Consider the following 18,494-nt stretch of genomic DNA (forward strand, 5'->3'; position numbering starts at 1 on the left):
TGGATATCGAGATGAGCAAGGGGACGTCGATGGAAGCCAGGGCTCAGGCGCGGTACATCCGCGTCACGCCCATGAAGGCCCGCCGTGTGGTGGACCTCATCCGTGGCATGAACGCCGCGGAGGCCCAGGCGGTCCTGCGATTCGCCCCGCAGGCCGCGAGTGAGCCGGTCGGCAAGGTGCTGGACAGCGCCATTGCCAACGCCGGTCACAACCACAACCTGGACACGAACAACCTGTACGTGTCCTCCGCCTACGTGGACGAGGGTCCGACCCTCAAGCGTTTCCGTCCGCGGGCACAGGGCCGGGCGTACCGCATCCGCAAGCGCACCAGCCACATCACCGTGGTTGTCGCCGAGAAGGAGAGGACCCGCTAGTGGGCCAGAAGGTTAACCCGCACGGGTTCCGTCTCGGCATCACCACGGACTTCAAGTCCCGGTGGTACGCCGACAAGCTGTACAAGGACTACGTCGGCGAGGACGTCAAGATTCGTCAGATGATGACGAAGGGCATGGAGCGCGCCGGGATCTCGAAGGTCGAGATCGAGCGCACCCGTGAGCGCGTCCGCGTCGACATCCACACCGCCCGGCCGGGCATCGTCATCGGCCGTCGTGGTGCGGAGGCCGACCGCATCCGCGGTGAGCTGGAGAAGCTCACCGGCAAGCAGGTCCAGCTGAACATCCTTGAGGTCAAGAACCCCGAGGTGGACGCCCAGCTGGTCGCGCAGGGTGTGGCCGAGCAGCTTTCGAGCCGCGTGTCCTTCCGCCGCGCGATGCGCAAGGCGATGCAGAGCTCCATGAAGGCCGGGGCCAAGGGCATCAAGATCCAGTGCGGTGGTCGCCTGGGTGGGGCAGAGATGTCCCGCTCGGAGTTCTACCGCGAGGGTCGTGTGCCGCTGCACACGCTGCGCGCCAACGTCGACTACGGCTTCTTCGAGGCCCGTACGACGTTCGGTCGCATCGGTGTGAAGGTGTGGATCTACAAGGGCGACGTGAAGAACATCGCCGAGGTCCGTGCCGAGAACGCCGCGGCGCGTGCCAGCAACCGTCCCGCCCGTGGTGGCGCTCCCGAGCGTCCCCGCCGCGGCGAGGGTGGCGGCGGCGGTCGTGGTGGCGAGCGCGGTGGCCGTGGTGGCCGCGGCGGACGTCCGCAGCAGAACGACGCGCAGGCCACCGGTTCCTCGGACACCGGTTCCGCGCCGGCGGCCGAGGCTGTGAACTCGGCGCCCGAATCCGGATCGGAGGCCTGACCCCGATGCTGATCCCCCGCAGGGTCAAGCACCGCAAGCAGCACCACCCCAAGCGTGGTGGCCGCGCCAAGGGCGGTACGGAACTGGCGTTCGGCGAGTACGGCATCCAGGCCCTCGGCCAGGCGTACGTCACCAACCGTCAGATCGAGTCCGCTCGTATCGCCATCACCCGGCACATCCGCCGTGGTGGCAAGGTGTGGATCAACATCTACCCCGACCGTCCGCTGACCAAGAAGCCTGCCGAGACCCGCATGGGTTCCGGTAAGGGCTCGCCCGAGTGGTGGGTCGCGAACGTCAAGCCCGGTCGGGTGATGTTCGAACTGTCGTACCCGAACGAGAAGGTGGCTCGTGAGGCGCTCACCCGCGCCGTGCACAAGCTGCCGATGAAGTGCCGGATCGTCCGGCGCGAGGCTGGTGAGGCGTGATGGCGGCCGTTACCAAGGCGTCCGAGCTCCGCGAACTCGGTGACGAGGAGATCGTCGCCAAGCTCCGCGAAGCCAAGGAGGAGCTGTTCAACCTCCGTTTCCAGGCGGCGACCGGGCAGCTCGAAAACCACGGGCGGCTCAAGGCTGTCCGTAAGGACATCGCCCGGATCTACACGCTGATGCGCGAGCGCGAGCTGGGCATCGACGTGCAGGAGACCGGAGGCGCGGCGTGAGCGAGAAGACTGAGATGACTGAAGCAGCCCGGGGATTCCGCAAGACCCGTGAGGGCCTCGTCGTCAGCGACAAGATGGACAAGACCGTCGTCGTCGCCGTCGAGGACCGCGTGAAGCACCCGATGTACGGCAAGGTCATCCGCCGCACGAACAAGCTGAAGGCTCACGACGAGCAGAACGCCTGTGGCGTCGGTGACCGTGTCGTCCTCATGGAGACTCGGCCGCTGTCCGCCAGCAAGCGCTGGCGCATCGTCGAGATCCTCGAAAAGGCCAAGTAGCGAGCGCCGGTCGCCCCACCATCCGTGGGTCGTGACCGCGACGTGACGATCAGGAGTTAGACGTGATCCAGCAGGAGTCGCGACTGCGAGTCGCCGACAACACGGGTGCGAAGGAGATTCTCTGCATCCGTGTGCTCGGTGGCTCCGGCCGGCGCTACGCGGGCATCGGGGACGTCATCGTTGCCACCGTCAAGGACGCGATCCCCGGTGGCAACGTGAAGAAGGGCGACGTCATCAAGGCGGTCGTCGTGCGGACGGTCAAGGAGCGCCGGCGTGTCGACGGCTCCTACATCCGCTTCGACGAGAACGCCGCCGTCGTCCTGAAGAACGATGGCGAACCCCGTGGCACCCGTATTTTCGGCCCGGTCGGCCGTGAGCTTCGCGAGAAGAAGTTCATGAAGATCATCTCGCTCGCGCCGGAGGTGCTCTAACCAATGGCGAAGGCGATGAAGATCAAGAAGGGTGACCTGGTACAGGTCATCACCGGCAAGGACAAGGGCAAGCAGGGCAAGGTCATCGCGGCCTACCCGACGCAGGAGCGCGTCCTGGTCGAGGGTGTCAACCGGATCAAGAAGCACACCAAGGTGGGTCAGTCCGCCAAGGGTGCCAAGACCGGCGGCATCATCACCCAGGAAGCGTCCGTCCACATCAGCAACGTGATGCTGGTCGTGGAGAAGGACGGTAAGAAGGTCCCGACCCGGACCGGCTTCCGGTTCGACGACGAGGGCAACAAGATCCGGTACGCCAAGCGGACCGGTGAGGACATCTGATGACGGTCACCACCGAGGCGCGTGAACTGCCGCGTCTGAAGCAGCGTTACCGCGAGGAGATCCTGGGCAAGCTGCGTGAGGAGTTCTCGTTCGAGAACATCATGCAGGTTCCCGGTGTCACCAAGATCGTGGTCAACATGGGTGTGGGCGACGCCGCCCGCGACTCCAAGCTGATCGACGGCGCGATCAAGGACCTGATGGCCATCACCGGCCAGAAGCCCCAGGTCACCAAGGCCCGCAAGTCCATCGCGCAGTTCAAGCTGCGCGAGGGTCAGCCGATCGGCGCGCACGTTACACTGCGCGGCGACCGCATGTGGGAGTTCCTGGACCGTCTGCTGTCGATCGCCCTGCCGCGTATCCGCGACTTCCGCGGGCTTTCGCCCAAGCAGTTCGACGGGCGCGGCAACTACACCTTCGGTCTCACGGAGCAGTCGATGTTCCACGAGATCGACCAGGACAAGATCGACCGCGTTCGTGGCATGGACATCACTGTGGTGACCACCGCCAAGAACGACGACGAGGGCCGCGCTCTGCTGCGTCTCCTCGGCTTCCCGTTCAAGGAAGCGTGAGCAGTCGCCTCGGCGGCTGAGGAACGCAACAAGGAGACTGAGACGTGGCGAAGAAGGCCCTGATCGCAAAGGCCGCCCGCAAGCCGAAGTTCGAGGTTCGCGGCTACACGCGCTGCCAGCGCTGTGGCCGTCCTCACTCGGTGTACCGCAAGTTCGGTCTGTGCCGTGTGTGCCTGCGCACCATGGCGCACGCCGGCGAGCTGCCGGGCGTCACCAAGAGCAGCTGGTAGTCCGCGGCCGCCCCGGCGGCCGAGAGCTACCGCTACCGCAACAAATCGTTCGCCCGCTGGGCCGAGCGAGAACAGTAACGACGTCGTAGGTCCCGCACCGCAGTCGCCGTCCGCCGCCGTCCTTCGGGTCGGCGGCGGACGAGGGATCGCACGCCGGGAAACCACGGCGAGAAAGGCCTTGAGGCCGTCATGACCATGACCGACCCCATCGCAGACATGCTGACCCGTCTGCGGAACGCCAACTCGGCATACCACGACGATGTCGTGATGCCGTTCAGCAAGATCAAGTCGCACATCGCGGAGATCCTCCAGCAGGAGGGTTACATCCAGGGCTGGCGCGTCGAGGACGCGGAGGTGGGCAAGAAGCTCACCGTCGTCCTCAAGTACGGCCCGAACCGCGAGCGCTCGATCGCCGGCGTCCGCCGCGTGTCGAAGCCCGGTCTGCGGGTGTACGCAAAGTCCACGAACCTGCCGAAGGTACTCGGTGGCCTCGGCGTCGCGATCATCTCGACGTCGACCGGTCTCCTCACCGACAAGCAGGCGGCCAAGAAGGGCGTGGGCGGGGAAGTCCTCGCCTTCGTCTGGTAAGGGAAGGGAAGGAGAGCAATGTCGCGCATCGGACGTCTCCCCATCCCGGTTCCCACCGGTGTGGACGTCACCATCAATGGCCGCGAGGTTGTCGTGAAGGGCCCCAAGGGTTCCCTGTCGCACACCATCGCCGCCCCGATCGAGATCGCCAAGTCGGACGACGGCACCCTCGCGGTGACCCGCCCCGACGACGAGCGTCGCTCGAAGGCCCTGCACGGGCTGTCCCGGACGCTGGTGGCGAACATGATCACTGGTGTGACCCAGGGATACATCAAGAAGCTCGAGATCAGCGGTGTCGGCTACCGTGTCCAGCAGAAGGGCTCCTCGCTGGAGTTCGCGCTCGGATTCAGCCACCCCGTGGTCGTCGAGGCCCCGGAAGGCATCACCTTCGCGGTCGAGGCCCCCACCCGTTTTTCGGTCGAGGGCATCGACAAGCAGAAGGTCGGTGAAATCGCCGCGAACATCCGCAAGCTGCGGAAGCCCGACCCGTACAAGGCCAAGGGCGTCAAGTACGCGGGCGAGGTCATCCGCCGCAAGGTCGGAAAGGCTGGTAAGTAGGCATGGCTGTCGGCGTGAAGACCGGCAAGGGCGTTGCGAAGAAGTCTGTCGCACGCAAGCGCCGGCACATCCGGGTGCGGAAGAAGGTTTCCGGCACCCCGCTGCGGCCCCGTCTCGTCGTGAGCCGCTCCACCCGTCACATGGTGGCGCAGGTTATCGACGACATCGCCGGCCACACTCTCGCGTCCGCCTCCACGATGGACCCGTCCATCCGTGGTGGTGAGGGCGACAAGACCGCCCAGGCTCGCAAGGTCGGCGAATTGGTCGCCGAGCGCGCGAAGGCCGCTGGTGTCGAGGCCGTCGTGTTCGACCGCGGTGGCAACAGGTACCACGGTCGCATCGCCGCTCTCGCGGATGCCGCACGCGGAAACGGGCTCACCTTCTGAGCCCGCTGCTCCGGACAAGCTTCGAACGACAGATGAGGACATTCTGATGGCTGGACCCCAGCGCCGCGGTGGCGGCGCCGGCGGCGGCGAGCGGCGGGACCGGCGGGATCGACGTGATGGTGGCGCAGCCGCCGAGAAGACCGCTTACGTCGAGCGCGTCGTCGCGATCAATCGCGTCGCCAAGGTCGTGAAGGGTGGACGTCGCTTCAGCTTCACCGCGCTGGTCGTGGTGGGCGATGGCGACGGCACCGTAGGTGTCGGTTACGGCAAGGCCAAGGAGGTGCCGGCCGCGATCGCCAAGGGTGTTGAAGAGGCCAAGAAGCACTTCTTCAAGGTCCCCCGTATCCAGGGCACCATTCCGCACCCGATCCAGGGTGAGAAGGCTGCCGGCGTCGTGCTCCTGAAGCCGGCCTCGCCGGGTACCGGTGTCATCGCCGGTGGCCCCGTGCGCGCCGTGCTCGAGTGCGCCGGCATCCACGACGTGCTGAGCAAGTCGCTCGGTTCGTCGAACCCGATCAACATCGTGCACGCGACCGTCGCGGCGCTCCAGGGGCTCGTTCGCCCCGAGGAGATCGCGGCTCGTCGTGGCCTGCCCCTGGAGGACGTGGCCCCGGCCGCGCTCCTGCGGGCCCGCGCGGGGGTTGGTGCGTAATGGCACGTCTCAAGGTCACGCAGACCCGATCCAAGATCGGTGGCAGGCAGAACCAGCGGGACACTCTCCGTTCGCTCGGTCTCAAGCGCGTCCACGACGTGGTCGTCAAGGAAGACCGCCCGGAGATCCGCGGCATGATCGCGACGGTGTCGCACCTCGTCACCGTCGAGGAGGTCGACTGACATGGGTGCTGACAACCCGCTGAAGGTGCACCACCTGCGGCCCGCCCCGGGCGCCAAGACCGCCAAGACCCGCGTGGGTCGTGGTGAGGGCTCCAAGGGCAAGACCGCCGGTCGTGGTACCAAGGGCACCAAGGCTCGTTACCAGGTGCCGGCCCGCTTCGAGGGTGGGCAGATGCCGCTGCACATGCGGCTGCCCAAGCTCAAGGGCTTCAAGAACCCGTTCCGGGTCGAGTTCCAGGTCGTGAACCTGGACAGGATCGAGTCCCTGTACCCCAACGGTGGCGAGGTCACCGTCGAGGGTCTGATCGAGAAGGGCGCGGTTCGCAAGAACCTGCCCGTCAAGGTCCTGGGCACCGGCGAGATCTCGGTGGCCGTTCAGGTGAAGGCGCACGCCTTCTCCGGCTCCGCCAAGACCAAGATCGCCGCCGCGGGTGGTTCGGCCGACGAACTGTCGGTCTGACCCCTCGCGGACAAGGAATGACCGTCATGGCCCGTTCGGATCGGTACCGAACGGGCCTTGACGTCGTTGGAGGCTATAGCTCAGGGGCGTCACGCCGGTAAGGTGGTGGCGCCCCTGTGGTTTGCTGTGCCGTGGGGGTGGGTTCATTGCGCCACCCCCTCACATGACTTGCTCCGTATTTCACTTGTGTTGTGTCATGACGCAGGAACGTCGGCCCCGGGCGATACTTCCGGGCCGTCGGCGCTGTTATTGTCCGTGAGGTTCCTGTGAGGGACCTGACCAGTGGTCCTCTTCCCGGACCGACGACTCGATCGACTCGCCCCTGAGACGGGCGGGGCGCAGGAGGCAGTGTGCTCACCGCGTTCGCCAGGGCGTTCCGCACGCCCGACCTGCGCAAGAAGCTGCTGTTCACGTTGGCGATCATCGTCCTTTTCCGGATCGGGTCGCACATCCCGGTACCCGGCGTCTCGTTCGAGATGGTGCGCTCTTGCGTAGAGGACTCCAACAAGAACAGCCTGTTCGGGCTCGTGAACATGTTCAGCGGTGGTGCGCTGCTGCAACTCACGATCTTCGCGCTGGGGATCATGCCGTACATCACGGCGAGCATCATCCTCCAGCTGCTCACCGTCGTGATCCCGCGATTGGAGGCCCTCAAGAAGGAGGGTCAGGCCGGTACCGCGAAGATCACGCAGTACACCCGCTACCTCACCATTGCGCTGTCCGTGCTCCAGGCGACCGCGCTGATCGCCACCGCCCGCAGCGGCGCGCTGTTCTCCAGCGCCCGCAGTGCCACCTGCGACCCGCAGGGCATCGTTCCGGACGACTCGCTCTTCCGGGTGATCGTGATGGTCGTCGTGATGACGGCCGGCACCTCGACGATCATGTGGCTCGGTGAGCTGATCACCGACCGCGGCATCGGCAACGGCATGTCGATCCTGATGTTCGTCTCGGTCGCCGCCGGCTTCCCGGCCGCGCTGTGGACGATCAAGGAGCAGGGCACCATCGGCGACGGTTGGATCCCGTTCTTCACCGTGATCGCCATCGGCCTCGTGATGGTCGGCCTGGTGGTCTTCGTGGAACAGGCGCAGCGCCGGATCCCGGTGCAGTACGCCAAGCGCATGATCGGGCGTCGCGCCTACGGCGGGACCTCGACCTACATCCCGCTCAAGGTGAACCAGGCGGGCATCATCCCCGTCATCTTCGCCTCGTCGCTGCTCTACATTCCGGCTCTGATCGCGCAGTTCAGCGGTGGCAAGTCGGACTGGGCGGTGTGGATCGAACGACACTTCGTCAAGGGCGACCACCCGCTGTACATGATCACGTACTTCCTGCTGATCGTCTTCTTCGCGTTCTTCTACGTGGCCATCACGTTCAACCCCGAAGAAGTAGCCGACAACATGAAGAAGTATGGTGGCTTCATTCCGGGGATCCGCGCCGGCAGACCGACCGCGGAATACCTGAACTACATCCTCACCAGGATCACGTGGCCCGGATCGTTGTACCTGGGCATGATCGCGCTGGTACCCAGCATCGCGCTCGTGCTCTTCAACGCCAACCAGAACTTCCCGTTCGGCGGCACGAGCATCCTGATCATCGTGGGAGTGGGTCTGGAAACCGTGAAGCAGATCGAGAGTCAGCTCCAGCAGCGCAACTACGAAGGCTTCCTCCGCTAAATGCGTATCGTTCTCGTGGGGCCTCCCGGCGCGGGTAAGGGAACCCAGGCCCAGTACATCGCCGCCAACCTGTCGATTCCCGCCGTCTCGACAGGTGACATCTTCCGCGCCAACGTGAGCCAGGGCACTCCGCTCGGCCGCGAGGCGAAGACCTACATGGACGCGGGCAACCTCGTACCCGATGAGGTGACCATAGGCATGGTCCGGGAGCGCTTGGCGCAGCCGGACGTCGCCGGAGGTTTCCTCCTGGACGGGTTCCCGCGCAACACGGCGCAGGCCAAGGTGCTCGACGAGATCCTGGCCGAGAACGACACCGAGCTGGACGTGGTGCTCGAACTCAAGGTCGACGACTCGGAGATCATTCAGCGGATCTCGGGCCGTCGGCAGTGCCGGGCCAACGGACACGTCTGTCACATCCTGACCGACCCGCCGAAGGTCGCCGGCATCTGCGACGAGTGCGGCAGTGAGCTGTACCAGCGCGACGACGACCGTGAGGAGACCGTCCGGCACCGTCTGGACGTCTACAAGGAGCAGACCGAACCCCTGGTCGGCTACTACTCGGAGCGCAACCTCCTGCTGCCGATCCAGGCGACCGGTCCGGTCAAGGAGGTCACCGAGCGCGCGATGACCGCGCTTCGGGAGTTCGGCGCCTGATCGGCGTCGGCCGCGACAGACATCACACATGGGCGATCCGGGGAAACCCCGGATCGCCCATCGTGCTTTCAGTGGATGACAGGTGAGGACGGCCATGCCGGTGTTCAGGAAGCGGCACATGCGGATCGAACGCAAGACGCCCGAGCAGATCGAGAAGATGCGTCGTGCCGGCGCGGTGGTGGCGAACACGCTGGCCCTGCTGCGCGAGGCGGCGGTGCCCGGGGTGACCACCGCCGATCTGGACACGCTCGCCGAGCGCTCGATCCGCGGCGCCGGGGCGATCCCTTCGTTCAAGGGCTACCACGGCTTCCCGGCGTCGATCTGCGCGTCGGTCAACGACGTGGTGGTGCACGGGATCCCGGACGAGACGCCGCTGCGGGACGGGGACATCGTCTCGATCGACTGCGGCGCGATCCTGGACGGCTGGCACGGCGACTCGGCGATCACGGTGCCGATCGGCACGGTGGTGCCCGAGGTGCTGGAACTGAGCCGGGTGTGCGAGCAGTCGATGTGGGCGGGCATCGAGGCGGCGGTGGCGGGCGGTCGGCTGACCGACATCAGCCACGCGGTGGAGAAGTCCATCCGGTCGCACCGGCTGCCGGGCGGCGCGAAGTACGGGATCGTCGAGGACTACGGCGGCCACGGCATCGGCACCGAGATGCACCAGGACCCGCACGTGCTCAACTACGGCCCGGGCGGCCGGGGTCCGCGCCTGGAGGTCGGGGTGTGCCTGGCGATCGAGCCGATGGTCACCCTCGGCAAGCCGGACACGTACACGCTGCCCGACGAGTGGACGGTCAAGACCACCGCCGGCGGCCACGCGGCGCACTGGGAGCACTCGATCGCGATCACCGCGGACGGACCCGTGGTGCTCACCGCACCCTGAGGACAGACCCCCGCCGATGGTGGGGCTGGCCCCATGTACGAGACCGCGGTGCCTGCCTAGTGTCGAAGGCATGGTGAGGCATCCGACGATGCGGGCATCCGACGTGGACCGCGAGGCGGCGGTGACGCTCCTGCGCGAGCACCATCTGGTCGGACGGCTGACGCTGGCAGAGTTCAACGAGCGTATGGGCGCCGCCTTCGCGGCGGTCACCCTGGGGGACCTGGCCCGGTTGATCGCCGATCTGCCGCCCCCGGAGCATCTGGAGGCCGACGTCGAGGTGATCCGCGCGCGGATGGCCTACGAGGAGGCGCGTACCCGGGCGGCGCTCGCCCGGCCGGCGGTGTCGGGTGCGGAGCCGGCGACGTCGGTGCTGCCCGCGATGCCGCTCACGCCGCCGCGGCCGCTGCCGCCGGTGCCGGCCGAGGTGCGGTGGTCGGCCGCCCCGGCGCGGCGCCCGGGCGACGGGTGGGCCACCGCGGCGCGGGGCCTGCGCGCGGCCTGGACGGTGTTGAACGCGATCACCGCGCTGAACGTGGTGATCTGGCTGCTGGTCGCGGTCGCGGGCACGGGCGTCGTGTACTTCTGGCCGGTGTGGGTCTACGGGCCGGCGGCCGCGGTGCTGGGCTCGATCCAGATGATCGTGTGGCGACACGGCCGCGCCGCGCCGTGACCCGGGCGCCGGTGGGCCGACCGGGACTACGCTCGGAGCATGGACCGTGATCCGAACGCCCCCGCGACGCCGGCGGACCGCGAACGTGTGACCGCCGAGCTGCGAGAGCATCTGGCGTCGGGTCGCCTGGCGCTGTCCGACTACCGGGCCGGCCTGGACGGGGTGCGCCGGGCGGTCACGGTGGGGGAGCTGGACGCGCTCGCGGCGAACCTGCCGGGTCGCGAGGATCGGGCCGAGACGGCGGGCACGACGCCGCCGCCGGGATACGACCGCCCCGTCGAGGCGCCGTTTCGCGCGGGTGCCTACGGTCCGGCCGAGGAGCGTCGGTCGCGGGTGTCCAACGCGACGTTGAACAAGGTGTGGTTGGTCGTGATGACCCTCGGCGTGCTGGTGTGGGCGCTGATCTACTTCGTGCGCTGACCCACGCGCCGGCTCGTGCGCGGGCGGTGCGCCGGTGCGGGTGTCCGTAGGGGCGCCGGGCGCGGAATCCGCGGTTCCGGGGCCGGTTTCGCTTTCACCCGTCCAGTGGCTTAGACTGACTCGTCGGCTCACATGTAGCCAGGTTTGGCGCGCCCGTCATACGGGCGCCAAAAATTTGAGCTTCGTCATGTGCGCCGGGTAACGGTAGTTGATCCCGAGACACGAAGCGCGGAGGACATGCCCAAGAAGCAAGGGGCCATCGAAATCGAGGGCACCGTCATCGAGTCGCTCCCGAACGCCATGTTTCGCGTCGAGCTTCAGAACGGGCACAAGGTCCTCGCGCACATCAGTGGGAAGATGCGGATGCACTACATCCGGATTCTTCCGGACGACCGGGTCGTCGTGGAGCTGAGCCCTTACGACCTGACCCGCGGCCGGATCGTCTACCGCTACAAGTAGGCGAGCCCCGGTCCCGCCCACGCCACGCGTGGTGTGTGGGGCCCGGCAGCAAACCGACAACCGACTCGGCGACGGCGGCGTGCCCGCACGCCTTCGTCACACGTACCGGAGAAATCATGAAGGTCAAGCCGAGCGTCAAGAAGATCTGCGACAAGTGCAAGGTGATCCGCCGTCACGGCCGGGTCATGGTGATCTGCGAGAACCTGCGCCACAAGCAGCGCCAGGGCTGAGCGGCACCACCCCCCTTCGCACAACGAGCGATCGACGCGCGACGCACCCCGTAAGAGCCGCAGCACCCGACCCCCGCCCCGTGCGGGACGCCACCCTCGGCCGGAGGCCGAGGACCGAGCACATCCCCCGTGGATCTGCCGGACCGGTGCTGGGCCAGACCTCCGACTGAAACCAGGAGCCACACATATGGCACGCCTCGTCGGCGTCGACCTCCCCCGTGACAAGCGGGTCGAGGTCGCTCTGACCTACATCTTCGGCGTCGGGCGCACTCGTGCGCTGGACACGCTGAAGAACACCGGTGTCAACCCCGACACCCGCGTCCGCGATCTCGCCGAGGACGACCTGATCAAGCTTCGCGACTGGATCGAGGGCAACTACCGCGTCGAGGGTGACCTCCGCCGCGAAGTCGCCGCCGACATCCGCCGCAAGGTCGAGATCGGTTGCTACGAAGGTCTGCGTCACCGTCGCGGTCTTCCCGTCCGCGGTCAGCGCACCCACACCAACGCGCGTACCCGCAAGGGCCCGCGCCGCGCGATCGCCGGCAAGAAGAAGCCGGGCAAGAAGTAGTCCGCGTACGACGGATCACGCGGTCCTCAATTCGTAGCGGACCGACGACCTCAGGAGTTTTCAGCAGATGCCTCCCAAGAGCCGCGCGGGCGCCAAGAAGGTGCGCCGCAAGGAAAAGAAGAACGTCGCTCACGGGCACGCCCACATCAAGAGCACGTTCAACAACACCATCGTTTCGATCACGGACCCCAGCGGCAACGTGATCTCGTGGGCCTCCGCGGGCCACGTCGGCTTCAAGGGCTCGCGCAAGTCGACCCCCTTCGCCGCGCAGATGGCCGCCGAGTCCGCCGCGCGTCGTGCGCAGGAGCACGGCATGCGCAAGGTCGACGTTTTCGTCAAGGGCCCGGGCTCCGGTCGGGAGACCGCCATTCGTTCGCTGCAGGCCACCGGCCTGGAGGTGGGCTCCATTCAGGACGTCACCCCCGTGCCGCACAACGGCTGCCGCCCCCCCAAGCGCCGCCGCGTCTGACCAGCAGCTGACTAGGAGTTAAAGAACAATGGCGCGTTACACCGGCGCGGACTGCAAGCGCTGCCGTCGCGAGAAGATGAAGCTGTTCCTCAAGGGCAGCAAGTGCGAGGGCCCGAAGTGCCCGATCGAGATCCGCCCCTACCCGCCGGGCGAGCACGGTCGTGGCCGTACCAAGGACAGCGAGTACCTGCTGCAGATGCGCGAGAAGCAGAAGTGCGCGCGCATCTACGGCGTTCTCGAGAAGCAGTTCAAGGGCTACTACGAGGAAGCGAACCGTCGCCAGGGCAAGACCGGCGAGAACCTGCTTCGCATCCTCGAGTCGCGCCTGGACAACGTGGTCTACCGCGCGGGCTTCGCCAAGTCGCGTGACCACGCCCGTCAGCTCGTGCGCCACGGCCACATCGTGGTCAACGGCGTCAAGACGGACATCCCGTCGTTCCGGGTCTCCGACAACGACATCATCGAGGTCCGCAAGGACTCGGTCGAGCTGACCCCGTTCGTGGTCGCCCGTGCCGAGGCCGGCGAGCGCACCGTCCCGGCCTGGCTCGAGGTCATCCCGGGCAAGATGCGCATCCTCGTGCACTCCCTCCCGGCGCGTCAGGTCATCGACACGCAGGTGCAGGAGCAGTTGATCGTCGAGCTCTACTCCAAGTAGCGGCTCTTCGGAACGGGCGGACCGGGCACACGCCGGTCCGCCCGTATCCTTGTTCTCACTGGCGTCATATAGCGGACGCCAATGACATGGAGGCACCCCATGCTTATCGCCCAGCGGCCGACCCTCACCGAGGACGTCGTCGACGAATACCGCTCGCGGTTCGTCATCGAGCCCCTCGAGCCCGGCTTCGGCTACACGCTCGGCAACTCGCTCCGTCGTACCCTCCTCTCCTCGATCCCGGGCGCTGCGGTCACCAGCATCCGGATCGACGGTGTCCTGCACGAGTTCACCACCGTGCCGGGCGTCAAGGAGGACGTCACCGACCTCATCCTGAACATCAAGCAGCTGGTCGTCTCCTCGGAGCACGACGAGCCGGTCGTGATGTACCTGCGCAAGCAGGGCCCGGGTGTGGTCACCGCCGGCGACATCGCGCCGCCGGCCGGTGTCGAGGTGCACAACCCCGACCTGGTCCTGGCCACGCTGAACGCCAAGGGCAAGCTGGAGATGGAGCTGACCGTCGAGCGCGGTCGCGGCTACGTCTCCGCGGTGCAGAACAAGCAGGCGGGCCAGGAGATCGGCCGCGTGCCGGTCGACTCGATCTACTCGCCGGTGCTCAAGGTCACCTACAAGGTCGAGGCGACCCGTGTCGAGCAGCGCACCGACTTCGACAAGCTGATCGTCGACGTCGAGACCAAGCAGTCCATGCGTCCGCGTGACGCGATGGCCTCCGCGGGCAAGACCCTGGTCGAGCTGTTCGGTCTCGCGCGCGAGCTGAACATCGACGCCGAGGGCATCGACATGGGCCCGTCGCCGACCGACGCCGCGCTCGCGGCCGACCTGGCGCTGCCGATCGAGGAGCTCGAGCTCACGGTCCGCTCCTACAACTGCCTCAAGCGCGAGGGCATCCACACCGTGGGTGAACTGGTCGCGCGCAGCGAGGCCGACCTGCTGGACATCCGCAACTTCGGTGCGAAGTCCATCGACGAGGTCAAGGCGAAGCTCAACGGGATGGGTCTGGCCCTCAAGGACAGCCCGCCCGGGTTCGACCCGACCGCCGCCGCGGACAGCTTCGGCGACGAGGACGACCACGGCTTCGCGGAGACCGAGCAGTACTGATCGAGCAGTACTGAGCAGCCCCTTCGGGAGCTGCCGCCACCCGGGCCGACCGGCCCGGGTGGACTGACGCCGGTACCTGATACGGCCGGCGCAGGAATATCAAGGAGAGAACATGCCCAGGCCCACCAAGGGTCCGCGCCTCGGCGGCGGCCCGTCCCACGAGCGGCTGATCCTGGCCGGTCTCGCGACGGCGCTGTTCGAGCACGGTCGCATCACCACGACCGAGGCCAAGGCGCGCCGGCTGCGTCCCGTCGCCGAGCGACTGATCACCAAGGCGAAGAAGGGCGACCTGCACAACCGTCGCCAGGTGCTCACCGTCGTTCGTGACAAGGGCGTCGTGCACACGCTGTTCGAGGAGATCGGTCCGCGCTACGCGAACCGTCCCGGCGGCTACACCCGCATCACCAAGATCGGCACCCGCAAGGGCGACAACGCGCCCATGGCGGTCATCGAGCTGGTCGAGGCGCTGACCGTGGCGCAGACCGCGGTCGGCGAGGCCGAGGCCGCCACCAAGCGCTCGGTCAAGGAGCAGGAGACCGCCAAGGTCGAGACGGCGAAGGCCGCCCCGACCGAGGAGGCGCCCGCCGCCGAGGCCGCCGAGGCCGCGGAGAGCAAGGACGCCGACAAGGCCTGAGGCCGGGTCGGACGCTCCAGGCGTTCCGAATCACCGTGCGAGCCCGTTCTCCGTATCCGTACGGAGGGCGGGCTCGCGCCATGTCCGGAGGTGGATGACGTGGTGCGCTTGCGCATCGATCTGTCGTACGACGGCGCCGAGTTCGCCGGGTGGGCCCGTCAGCGCGAACTGCGCACCGTGCAGGGGACGTTGGAGAGCGCGCTGACCACGGTGCTGCGGCTGGCGGAGCCCGCGCAGCTGACCGTGGCCGGGCGGACCGACGCGGGGGTGCACGCGCGGGGCCAGGTGGCGCACCTGGACGTGCCCGACGAGGTGTGGGCCGATCTGGGCGAGGTGGCGCTGCGTCGGGTCACGGGGCGGCTGCCGCGGGATCTGCGGGTGCGCGACATCACCGTGGCGCCGGCCGGGTTCGACGCGCGGTTCGGCGCGATCTGGCGGCGCTACGCGTACCGGGTGTGCGACGCGCCGGGCGGGGTGGACCCGCTGCGCCGGGGCGACGTGGTGTGGCACGACCGGCCGCTGGACGAGGACCGGATGAACGAGGCGGCCGGGCGGCTGATCGGCGAGCACGACTTCGCGTCGTTCTGCCGCCGGCGCGAGGGGGCCACGACGGTGCGCTGCCTCCAGGACTTCTCCTGGGCCCGCGAGACGCCGACCGGTGCGGACGTGGGTCCGGCGTACCGCCCGGTGATCGTGGCGACCGTGCGGGCCGACGCGTTCTGCCACAACATGGTGCGCTCGCTGGTCGGCGCGATGTTCGCGGTGGGCACCGGGCGCAAGCCGCCGACCTGGCCGCTGGAGGTCCTGGGGCGCGCGGTGCGCGATTCGGGCGTGCACGTCGCGCCCGCGCACGGGCTCACCCTGGAGGAGGTGGCGTATCCGGCCGACGCACTGCTCGCGGACCGGGTGAACGCCACCCGGCGGCGCCGCGACGGCAGCTGAGCGCGGGGGCGGCCCGGCGCCGCCCCCGAGGTCGCTCAGCCCTGGATCTGCTCCAGCGCCTTGCGCCGGTTCTCGTCGTCGATCTGCTTGGAGATCGCCTCGCCGCGCGCGGTCAACGAGTTCCACAGGAACTTGTCCACGTCGTCCTGGGCCTGTGCCATGGTCTTGTCGTCGCCGACCGGGTCCTTGCCGTCGGCGTACCAGTCGAGGGTGAACAGGCCGTAGCGGCCCACCGAGTTGCGCAGCTTGCCGTGCTTTTGCTTCTTGGCGTCCAACACCTTGACCCCGGGACCGGCCAGCGGCAGCAGTTCGCCGCCGTCCTTGCCGTTCTTGACCGCGTTCGCCTTGTCCTCGGACGGGAACGAGGCGACCGCCGCGGTGGAGAGCACCCCGTTCGGGCCGATCACGGCGAGTCGGATCAGCTGCGTGCACTGCTGGTCGCGGGCCGCCGCGCCGAGCTTGGCGTCGGTGCCGTCGGAGCACGTGTTGTCCAGCTTGCCCGCGGCCACCGAGTACTGCCGTCCGTTGACGGTGAACTTCTGGTTGGGGAACAACGATTCGACGGTGAAGGGCGCGGTGTCCAGGGTGGGGTCGGCGAGCACCGCGCGGGCGGCCGGCGGCGCGGGTACGGTCGGCGCCGGGCGAAACGTCGGCTTCTCCGGGGCGAACGTCGCGGCGGACGGGCCGCCGGAGGCGCCGGGGCCGGCCTTCTTGTCGTCGTCACCGCCGGAAAGCGTCATCGCGGCGGCGACCACACCGCCGACCAGGGCAAGTCCGAGCACGGTGCCGCCCACGGCGAACAGCAGCCTGCGGCGCCGGGCGGCCGAGTCTCGTTCCTCCGCCAACCGGCTCCAGTCCGGGCCGCTCGACCCGCCGAACTGCTGTTGTCCCGCGGGCTGTTGGGCCTGCGACGGGGGTTGCGCGAAGGGCTGCTGGGGCTGCTGTTGCGGGGGTTGCCCCTGGGATCCGTGCGCGTGCGAGGGAAACGGGTCCCACGCGTGTTGCGGCTGCCCCGGCGTACCGGGCCCGCCCGGGCGTACGCTCCATGGGCGTTGCCCGTCGTCCCCGGGTGTTCCGACCCCCGACACATCCGCCCCCTGCAAGGAAATGACCCGCCCCGGCTCCCCATGTGCCGACGCCCCGGCCGTTCGGCGCATCGTACCCACCCATCGATGTGATGAGCGTCGGCGTGGCACGGTCGGAGCACCCCCGGCGATGGCTTACGCTGGAGAGGGGCATGAGCAAATCATCGCCCCATTGCTCGTTTTGACCGGCACCCCCTTGACCCGGTATTGTGCCGGTTCGTTGTGCGTATTGGCTTGCTTGAGTGGAGTCGGTACGCCGGGCCGCCGGCCACCGGAGTCCGCATGGTTCGGAATCATCTCCCGGACAGCCAGTCGGCATCCGTCAGCACACACTCACGAAGAAGCGAAGGCTATCGACCGTGCGCACGTACAGCCCCAAGCCCGGCGACGTCCAGCGTCAGTGGCACGTCATCGACGCGACCGATGTCGTGCTCGGCCGTCTGTCCACCCAGGCTGCTGCCCTGCTCCGGGGTAAGCACAAGCCGGTGTACGCGCCGCACGTCGACACCGGCGATTTCGTCATCATTGTGAACGCCGACAAGGTTCACCTGTCGGGCAACAAGCGCAGCCAGAAGATGGCGTACCGCCACTCCGGCTACCCGGGTGGCCTCCGCGCCGTCCGCTACGACGAGCTGCTGGAGAAGAACCCCGAGAAGGCCGTGGAAAAGGCCATCAAGGGCATGCTCCCGAAGAACACCCTGGGTCGGCAGATGTTGTCGAAGCTCAAGGTGTACCGCGGTTCCGAGCACCCGCACTCGGCGCAGCAGCCGGTTCCGTTCGAGATCACCCAGGTCGCGCAGTAGTCACGGCCACCGCCTGACGAACGAATAGTTTGAGGAGAACAGTGGCCGAGACCATTGCAGAAACCCCGATCGAGGAGACCGAGGGTCTTCCGCTCGAGAGCTACACCTCCGAGTCGCTCGCGTCGCGCTTCAGCGAGCCGCAGGCGGGCGCGGCCACCGGCCGCCGCAAGGAGGCCGTCGCGCGCGTTCGCATCGTGCCCGGCACCGGCAAGTGGAAGATCAACGGGCGTTCGCTCGAGGAATACTTCCCGAACAAGGTGCACCAGCAGCTGGTCAACGAGCCCTTCAAGGTGCTCGAGCTGGACGACCGCTACGACGTGCACGCCCGCATCCACGGTGGCGGCGTCTCCGGCCAGGCAGGCGCGCTGCGTCTGGGTGTGGCCCGTTCGCTGAACGAGGCCGACGTCGAGGCGAACCGCCCGGCGCTCAAGAAGGCCGGCTTCCTGACCCGTGACCCGCGTGCCACGGAGCGCAAGAAGTACGGTCTGAAGAAGGCGCGCAAGGCGCCTCAGTACAGCAAGCGCTAAACAGCCCGCAGCACCCTCTGCGGCTGTTCGCAGCGTCATTCAGGCCCCGGGGGCACGGTTCGTGCCCCCGGGGCCTGATGCTTTTTTCCGGCGCCCCTCCTGGAGGAGCGGCGCCGAGAGGTAGTG

Annotated in this window: 31 protein-coding genes; 30 read left to right on the forward strand and 1 reads right to left on the reverse strand. The window is 67.8% G+C overall.

The window, feature by feature from the left end:
- Nucleotides 1-29: 29 nt before the first annotated feature.
- The 28 genes from rplV to truA all read left to right on the forward strand — a co-directional run bounded on the left by rplV (nucleotide 30) and on the right by truA (nucleotide 15,953).
- The gene (rplV, locus tag ACWGR4_RS16715) at nucleotides 30-374 is read left to right on the forward strand and encodes a 50S ribosomal protein L22 (RefSeq protein ID WP_078979279.1); all 345 of its coding nucleotides are present in this window, start codon (nucleotides 30-32) and stop codon (nucleotides 372-374) included.
- On the forward strand, nucleotides 374-1,246 hold the full coding sequence (gene rpsC / locus ACWGR4_RS16720) for a 30S ribosomal protein S3 (protein WP_078975729.1): 873 nt from the start codon (nucleotides 374-376) through the stop codon (nucleotides 1,244-1,246). The genes rplV and rpsC overlap by 1 nt, the downstream gene beginning before the upstream one ends.
- Before the next feature lie 5 nt (nucleotides 1,247-1,251).
- Complete coding sequence (rplP, locus tag ACWGR4_RS16725) at nucleotides 1,252-1,671, forward strand: 50S ribosomal protein L16 (RefSeq protein WP_020549230.1); 420 nt, start codon at nucleotides 1,252-1,254, stop codon at nucleotides 1,669-1,671.
- Complete coding sequence (gene rpmC / locus ACWGR4_RS16730) at nucleotides 1,671-1,904, forward strand: 50S ribosomal protein L29 (RefSeq protein ID WP_020549229.1); 234 nt, start codon at nucleotides 1,671-1,673, stop codon at nucleotides 1,902-1,904. The genes rplP and rpmC overlap by 1 nt, the downstream gene beginning before the upstream one ends.
- Entirely contained in the window at nucleotides 1,901-2,182 is a 282-nt protein-coding gene (gene rpsQ / locus ACWGR4_RS16735; protein ID WP_020549228.1) for a 30S ribosomal protein S17, read from the forward strand. The genes rpmC and rpsQ overlap by 4 nt, the downstream gene beginning before the upstream one ends.
- Before the next feature lie 62 nt (nucleotides 2,183-2,244).
- Nucleotides 2,245-2,613, forward strand: a complete 369-nt coding sequence (gene rplN / locus ACWGR4_RS16740; RefSeq protein WP_078975728.1) for a 50S ribosomal protein L14 — start codon at nucleotides 2,245-2,247, stop codon at nucleotides 2,611-2,613.
- A 15-nt stretch (nucleotides 2,614-2,628) separates the two neighbouring features.
- Entirely contained in the window at nucleotides 2,629-2,952 is a 324-nt protein-coding gene (rplX, locus tag ACWGR4_RS16745; RefSeq protein WP_078979278.1) for a 50S ribosomal protein L24, read from the forward strand.
- Nucleotides 2,952-3,521, forward strand: coding sequence for a 50S ribosomal protein L5 (gene rplE / locus ACWGR4_RS16750; protein WP_078975727.1), 570 nt, complete (start codon nucleotides 2,952-2,954; stop codon nucleotides 3,519-3,521). The genes rplX and rplE overlap by 1 nt, the downstream gene beginning before the upstream one ends.
- Before the next feature lie 44 nt (nucleotides 3,522-3,565).
- Nucleotides 3,566-3,751 carry a type Z 30S ribosomal protein S14 gene (locus ACWGR4_RS16755; RefSeq protein ID WP_020549224.1) on the forward strand — a complete coding sequence of 62 codons (186 nt, stop codon included), beginning with the start codon at nucleotides 3,566-3,568 and terminating at the stop codon, nucleotides 3,749-3,751.
- Between the two features lie 189 nt (nucleotides 3,752-3,940).
- Nucleotides 3,941-4,339, forward strand: a complete 399-nt coding sequence (gene rpsH, locus ACWGR4_RS16760; RefSeq protein WP_020549223.1) for a 30S ribosomal protein S8 — start codon at nucleotides 3,941-3,943, stop codon at nucleotides 4,337-4,339.
- Nucleotides 4,340-4,357: 18 nt separating this feature from the next.
- The gene (gene rplF / locus ACWGR4_RS16765) at nucleotides 4,358-4,897 is read left to right on the forward strand and encodes a 50S ribosomal protein L6 (protein WP_078975726.1); all 540 of its coding nucleotides are present in this window, start codon (nucleotides 4,358-4,360) and stop codon (nucleotides 4,895-4,897) included.
- Nucleotides 4,898-4,899: 2 nt separating this feature from the next.
- Complete coding sequence (rplR, locus tag ACWGR4_RS16770) at nucleotides 4,900-5,283, forward strand: 50S ribosomal protein L18 (protein WP_380005417.1); 384 nt, start codon at nucleotides 4,900-4,902, stop codon at nucleotides 5,281-5,283.
- 46 nt (nucleotides 5,284-5,329) lie between these two features.
- Entirely contained in the window at nucleotides 5,330-5,935 is a 606-nt protein-coding gene (gene rpsE, locus ACWGR4_RS16775; protein WP_020549220.1) for a 30S ribosomal protein S5, read from the forward strand.
- A complete protein-coding gene (gene rpmD, locus ACWGR4_RS16780; RefSeq protein ID WP_020549219.1) occupies nucleotides 5,935-6,117 on the forward strand; it encodes a 50S ribosomal protein L30 in 183 nt (60 codons plus the stop codon). Before rpsE ends, rpmD begins: the two co-directional genes overlap by 1 nt.
- A 1-nt stretch (nucleotide 6,118) precedes the next feature.
- Nucleotides 6,119-6,577, forward strand: coding sequence for a 50S ribosomal protein L15 (gene rplO / locus ACWGR4_RS16785; RefSeq protein WP_380005415.1), 459 nt, complete (start codon nucleotides 6,119-6,121; stop codon nucleotides 6,575-6,577).
- A gap of 350 nt (nucleotides 6,578-6,927) precedes the next feature.
- Complete coding sequence (secY, locus tag ACWGR4_RS16790) at nucleotides 6,928-8,250, forward strand: preprotein translocase subunit SecY (RefSeq protein ID WP_078975723.1); 1,323 nt, start codon at nucleotides 6,928-6,930, stop codon at nucleotides 8,248-8,250.
- A complete protein-coding gene (locus tag ACWGR4_RS16795) occupies nucleotides 8,251-8,904 on the forward strand; it encodes an adenylate kinase (protein ID WP_452132017.1) in 654 nt (217 codons plus the stop codon).
- A gap of 94 nt (nucleotides 8,905-8,998) precedes the next feature.
- Nucleotides 8,999-9,790 (forward strand): type I methionyl aminopeptidase, encoded by a 792-nt coding sequence (gene map / locus ACWGR4_RS16800; protein ID WP_380005411.1) that lies wholly within the window; start codon nucleotides 8,999-9,001, stop codon nucleotides 9,788-9,790.
- 70 nt (nucleotides 9,791-9,860) lie between these two features.
- Nucleotides 9,861-10,460 (forward strand): DUF1707 SHOCT-like domain-containing protein, encoded by a 600-nt coding sequence (locus ACWGR4_RS16805; protein ID WP_452132018.1) that lies wholly within the window; start codon nucleotides 9,861-9,863, stop codon nucleotides 10,458-10,460.
- Between the two features lie 39 nt (nucleotides 10,461-10,499).
- The gene (locus tag ACWGR4_RS16810) at nucleotides 10,500-10,880 is read left to right on the forward strand and encodes a DUF1707 SHOCT-like domain-containing protein (RefSeq protein ID WP_380005407.1); all 381 of its coding nucleotides are present in this window, start codon (nucleotides 10,500-10,502) and stop codon (nucleotides 10,878-10,880) included.
- A gap of 237 nt (nucleotides 10,881-11,117) precedes the next feature.
- A complete protein-coding gene (gene infA, locus ACWGR4_RS16815) occupies nucleotides 11,118-11,339 on the forward strand; it encodes a translation initiation factor IF-1 (protein ID WP_018382544.1) in 222 nt (73 codons plus the stop codon).
- A 116-nt stretch (nucleotides 11,340-11,455) separates the two neighbouring features.
- On the forward strand, nucleotides 11,456-11,569 hold the full coding sequence (rpmJ, locus tag ACWGR4_RS16820) for a 50S ribosomal protein L36 (protein WP_009740505.1): 114 nt from the start codon (nucleotides 11,456-11,458) through the stop codon (nucleotides 11,567-11,569).
- Between the two features lie 187 nt (nucleotides 11,570-11,756).
- Nucleotides 11,757-12,137 (forward strand): 30S ribosomal protein S13, encoded by a 381-nt coding sequence (rpsM, locus tag ACWGR4_RS16825; protein ID WP_078975718.1) that lies wholly within the window; start codon nucleotides 11,757-11,759, stop codon nucleotides 12,135-12,137.
- Nucleotides 12,138-12,204: 67 nt separating this feature from the next.
- On the forward strand, nucleotides 12,205-12,606 hold the full coding sequence (gene rpsK / locus ACWGR4_RS16830) for a 30S ribosomal protein S11 (protein ID WP_020549211.1): 402 nt from the start codon (nucleotides 12,205-12,207) through the stop codon (nucleotides 12,604-12,606).
- A 28-nt stretch (nucleotides 12,607-12,634) separates the two neighbouring features.
- Entirely contained in the window at nucleotides 12,635-13,261 is a 627-nt protein-coding gene (rpsD, locus tag ACWGR4_RS16835) for a 30S ribosomal protein S4 (protein WP_020549210.1), read from the forward strand.
- Nucleotides 13,262-13,360: 99 nt separating this feature from the next.
- On the forward strand, nucleotides 13,361-14,377 hold the full coding sequence (locus tag ACWGR4_RS16840) for a DNA-directed RNA polymerase subunit alpha (RefSeq protein WP_020549209.1): 1,017 nt from the start codon (nucleotides 13,361-13,363) through the stop codon (nucleotides 14,375-14,377).
- Nucleotides 14,378-14,489: 112 nt separating this feature from the next.
- Nucleotides 14,490-15,011: a 50S ribosomal protein L17 gene (gene rplQ, locus ACWGR4_RS16845; RefSeq protein ID WP_452132019.1), complete on the forward strand. Its 522-nt coding sequence runs from the start codon at nucleotides 14,490-14,492 to the stop codon at nucleotides 15,009-15,011.
- Between the two features lie 99 nt (nucleotides 15,012-15,110).
- On the forward strand, nucleotides 15,111-15,953 hold the full coding sequence (gene truA / locus ACWGR4_RS16850) for a tRNA pseudouridine(38-40) synthase TruA (RefSeq protein WP_452132020.1): 843 nt from the start codon (nucleotides 15,111-15,113) through the stop codon (nucleotides 15,951-15,953).
- Between the two features lie 35 nt (nucleotides 15,954-15,988).
- Here truA and ACWGR4_RS16855 read toward each other — a convergent pair whose 3' ends face one another.
- Nucleotides 15,989-16,798 carry a hypothetical protein gene (locus ACWGR4_RS16855; protein WP_452132021.1) on the reverse strand — a complete coding sequence of 270 codons (810 nt, stop codon included), beginning with the start codon at nucleotides 16,796-16,798 and terminating at the stop codon, nucleotides 15,989-15,991.
- A gap of 599 nt (nucleotides 16,799-17,397) precedes the next feature.
- Here ACWGR4_RS16855 and rplM point away from each other — a divergent pair.
- Together rplM and rpsI are read left to right on the forward strand one after the other, a co-directional pair.
- A complete protein-coding gene (gene rplM / locus ACWGR4_RS16860) occupies nucleotides 17,398-17,841 on the forward strand; it encodes a 50S ribosomal protein L13 (RefSeq protein WP_020549205.1) in 444 nt (147 codons plus the stop codon).
- A 41-nt stretch (nucleotides 17,842-17,882) separates the two neighbouring features.
- Nucleotides 17,883-18,368 (forward strand): 30S ribosomal protein S9, encoded by a 486-nt coding sequence (rpsI, locus tag ACWGR4_RS16865; RefSeq protein ID WP_078975713.1) that lies wholly within the window; start codon nucleotides 17,883-17,885, stop codon nucleotides 18,366-18,368.
- Nucleotides 18,369-18,494 lie beyond the last annotated feature (126 nt).

The organism is Embleya sp. NPDC055664 (assembly GCF_053618075.1).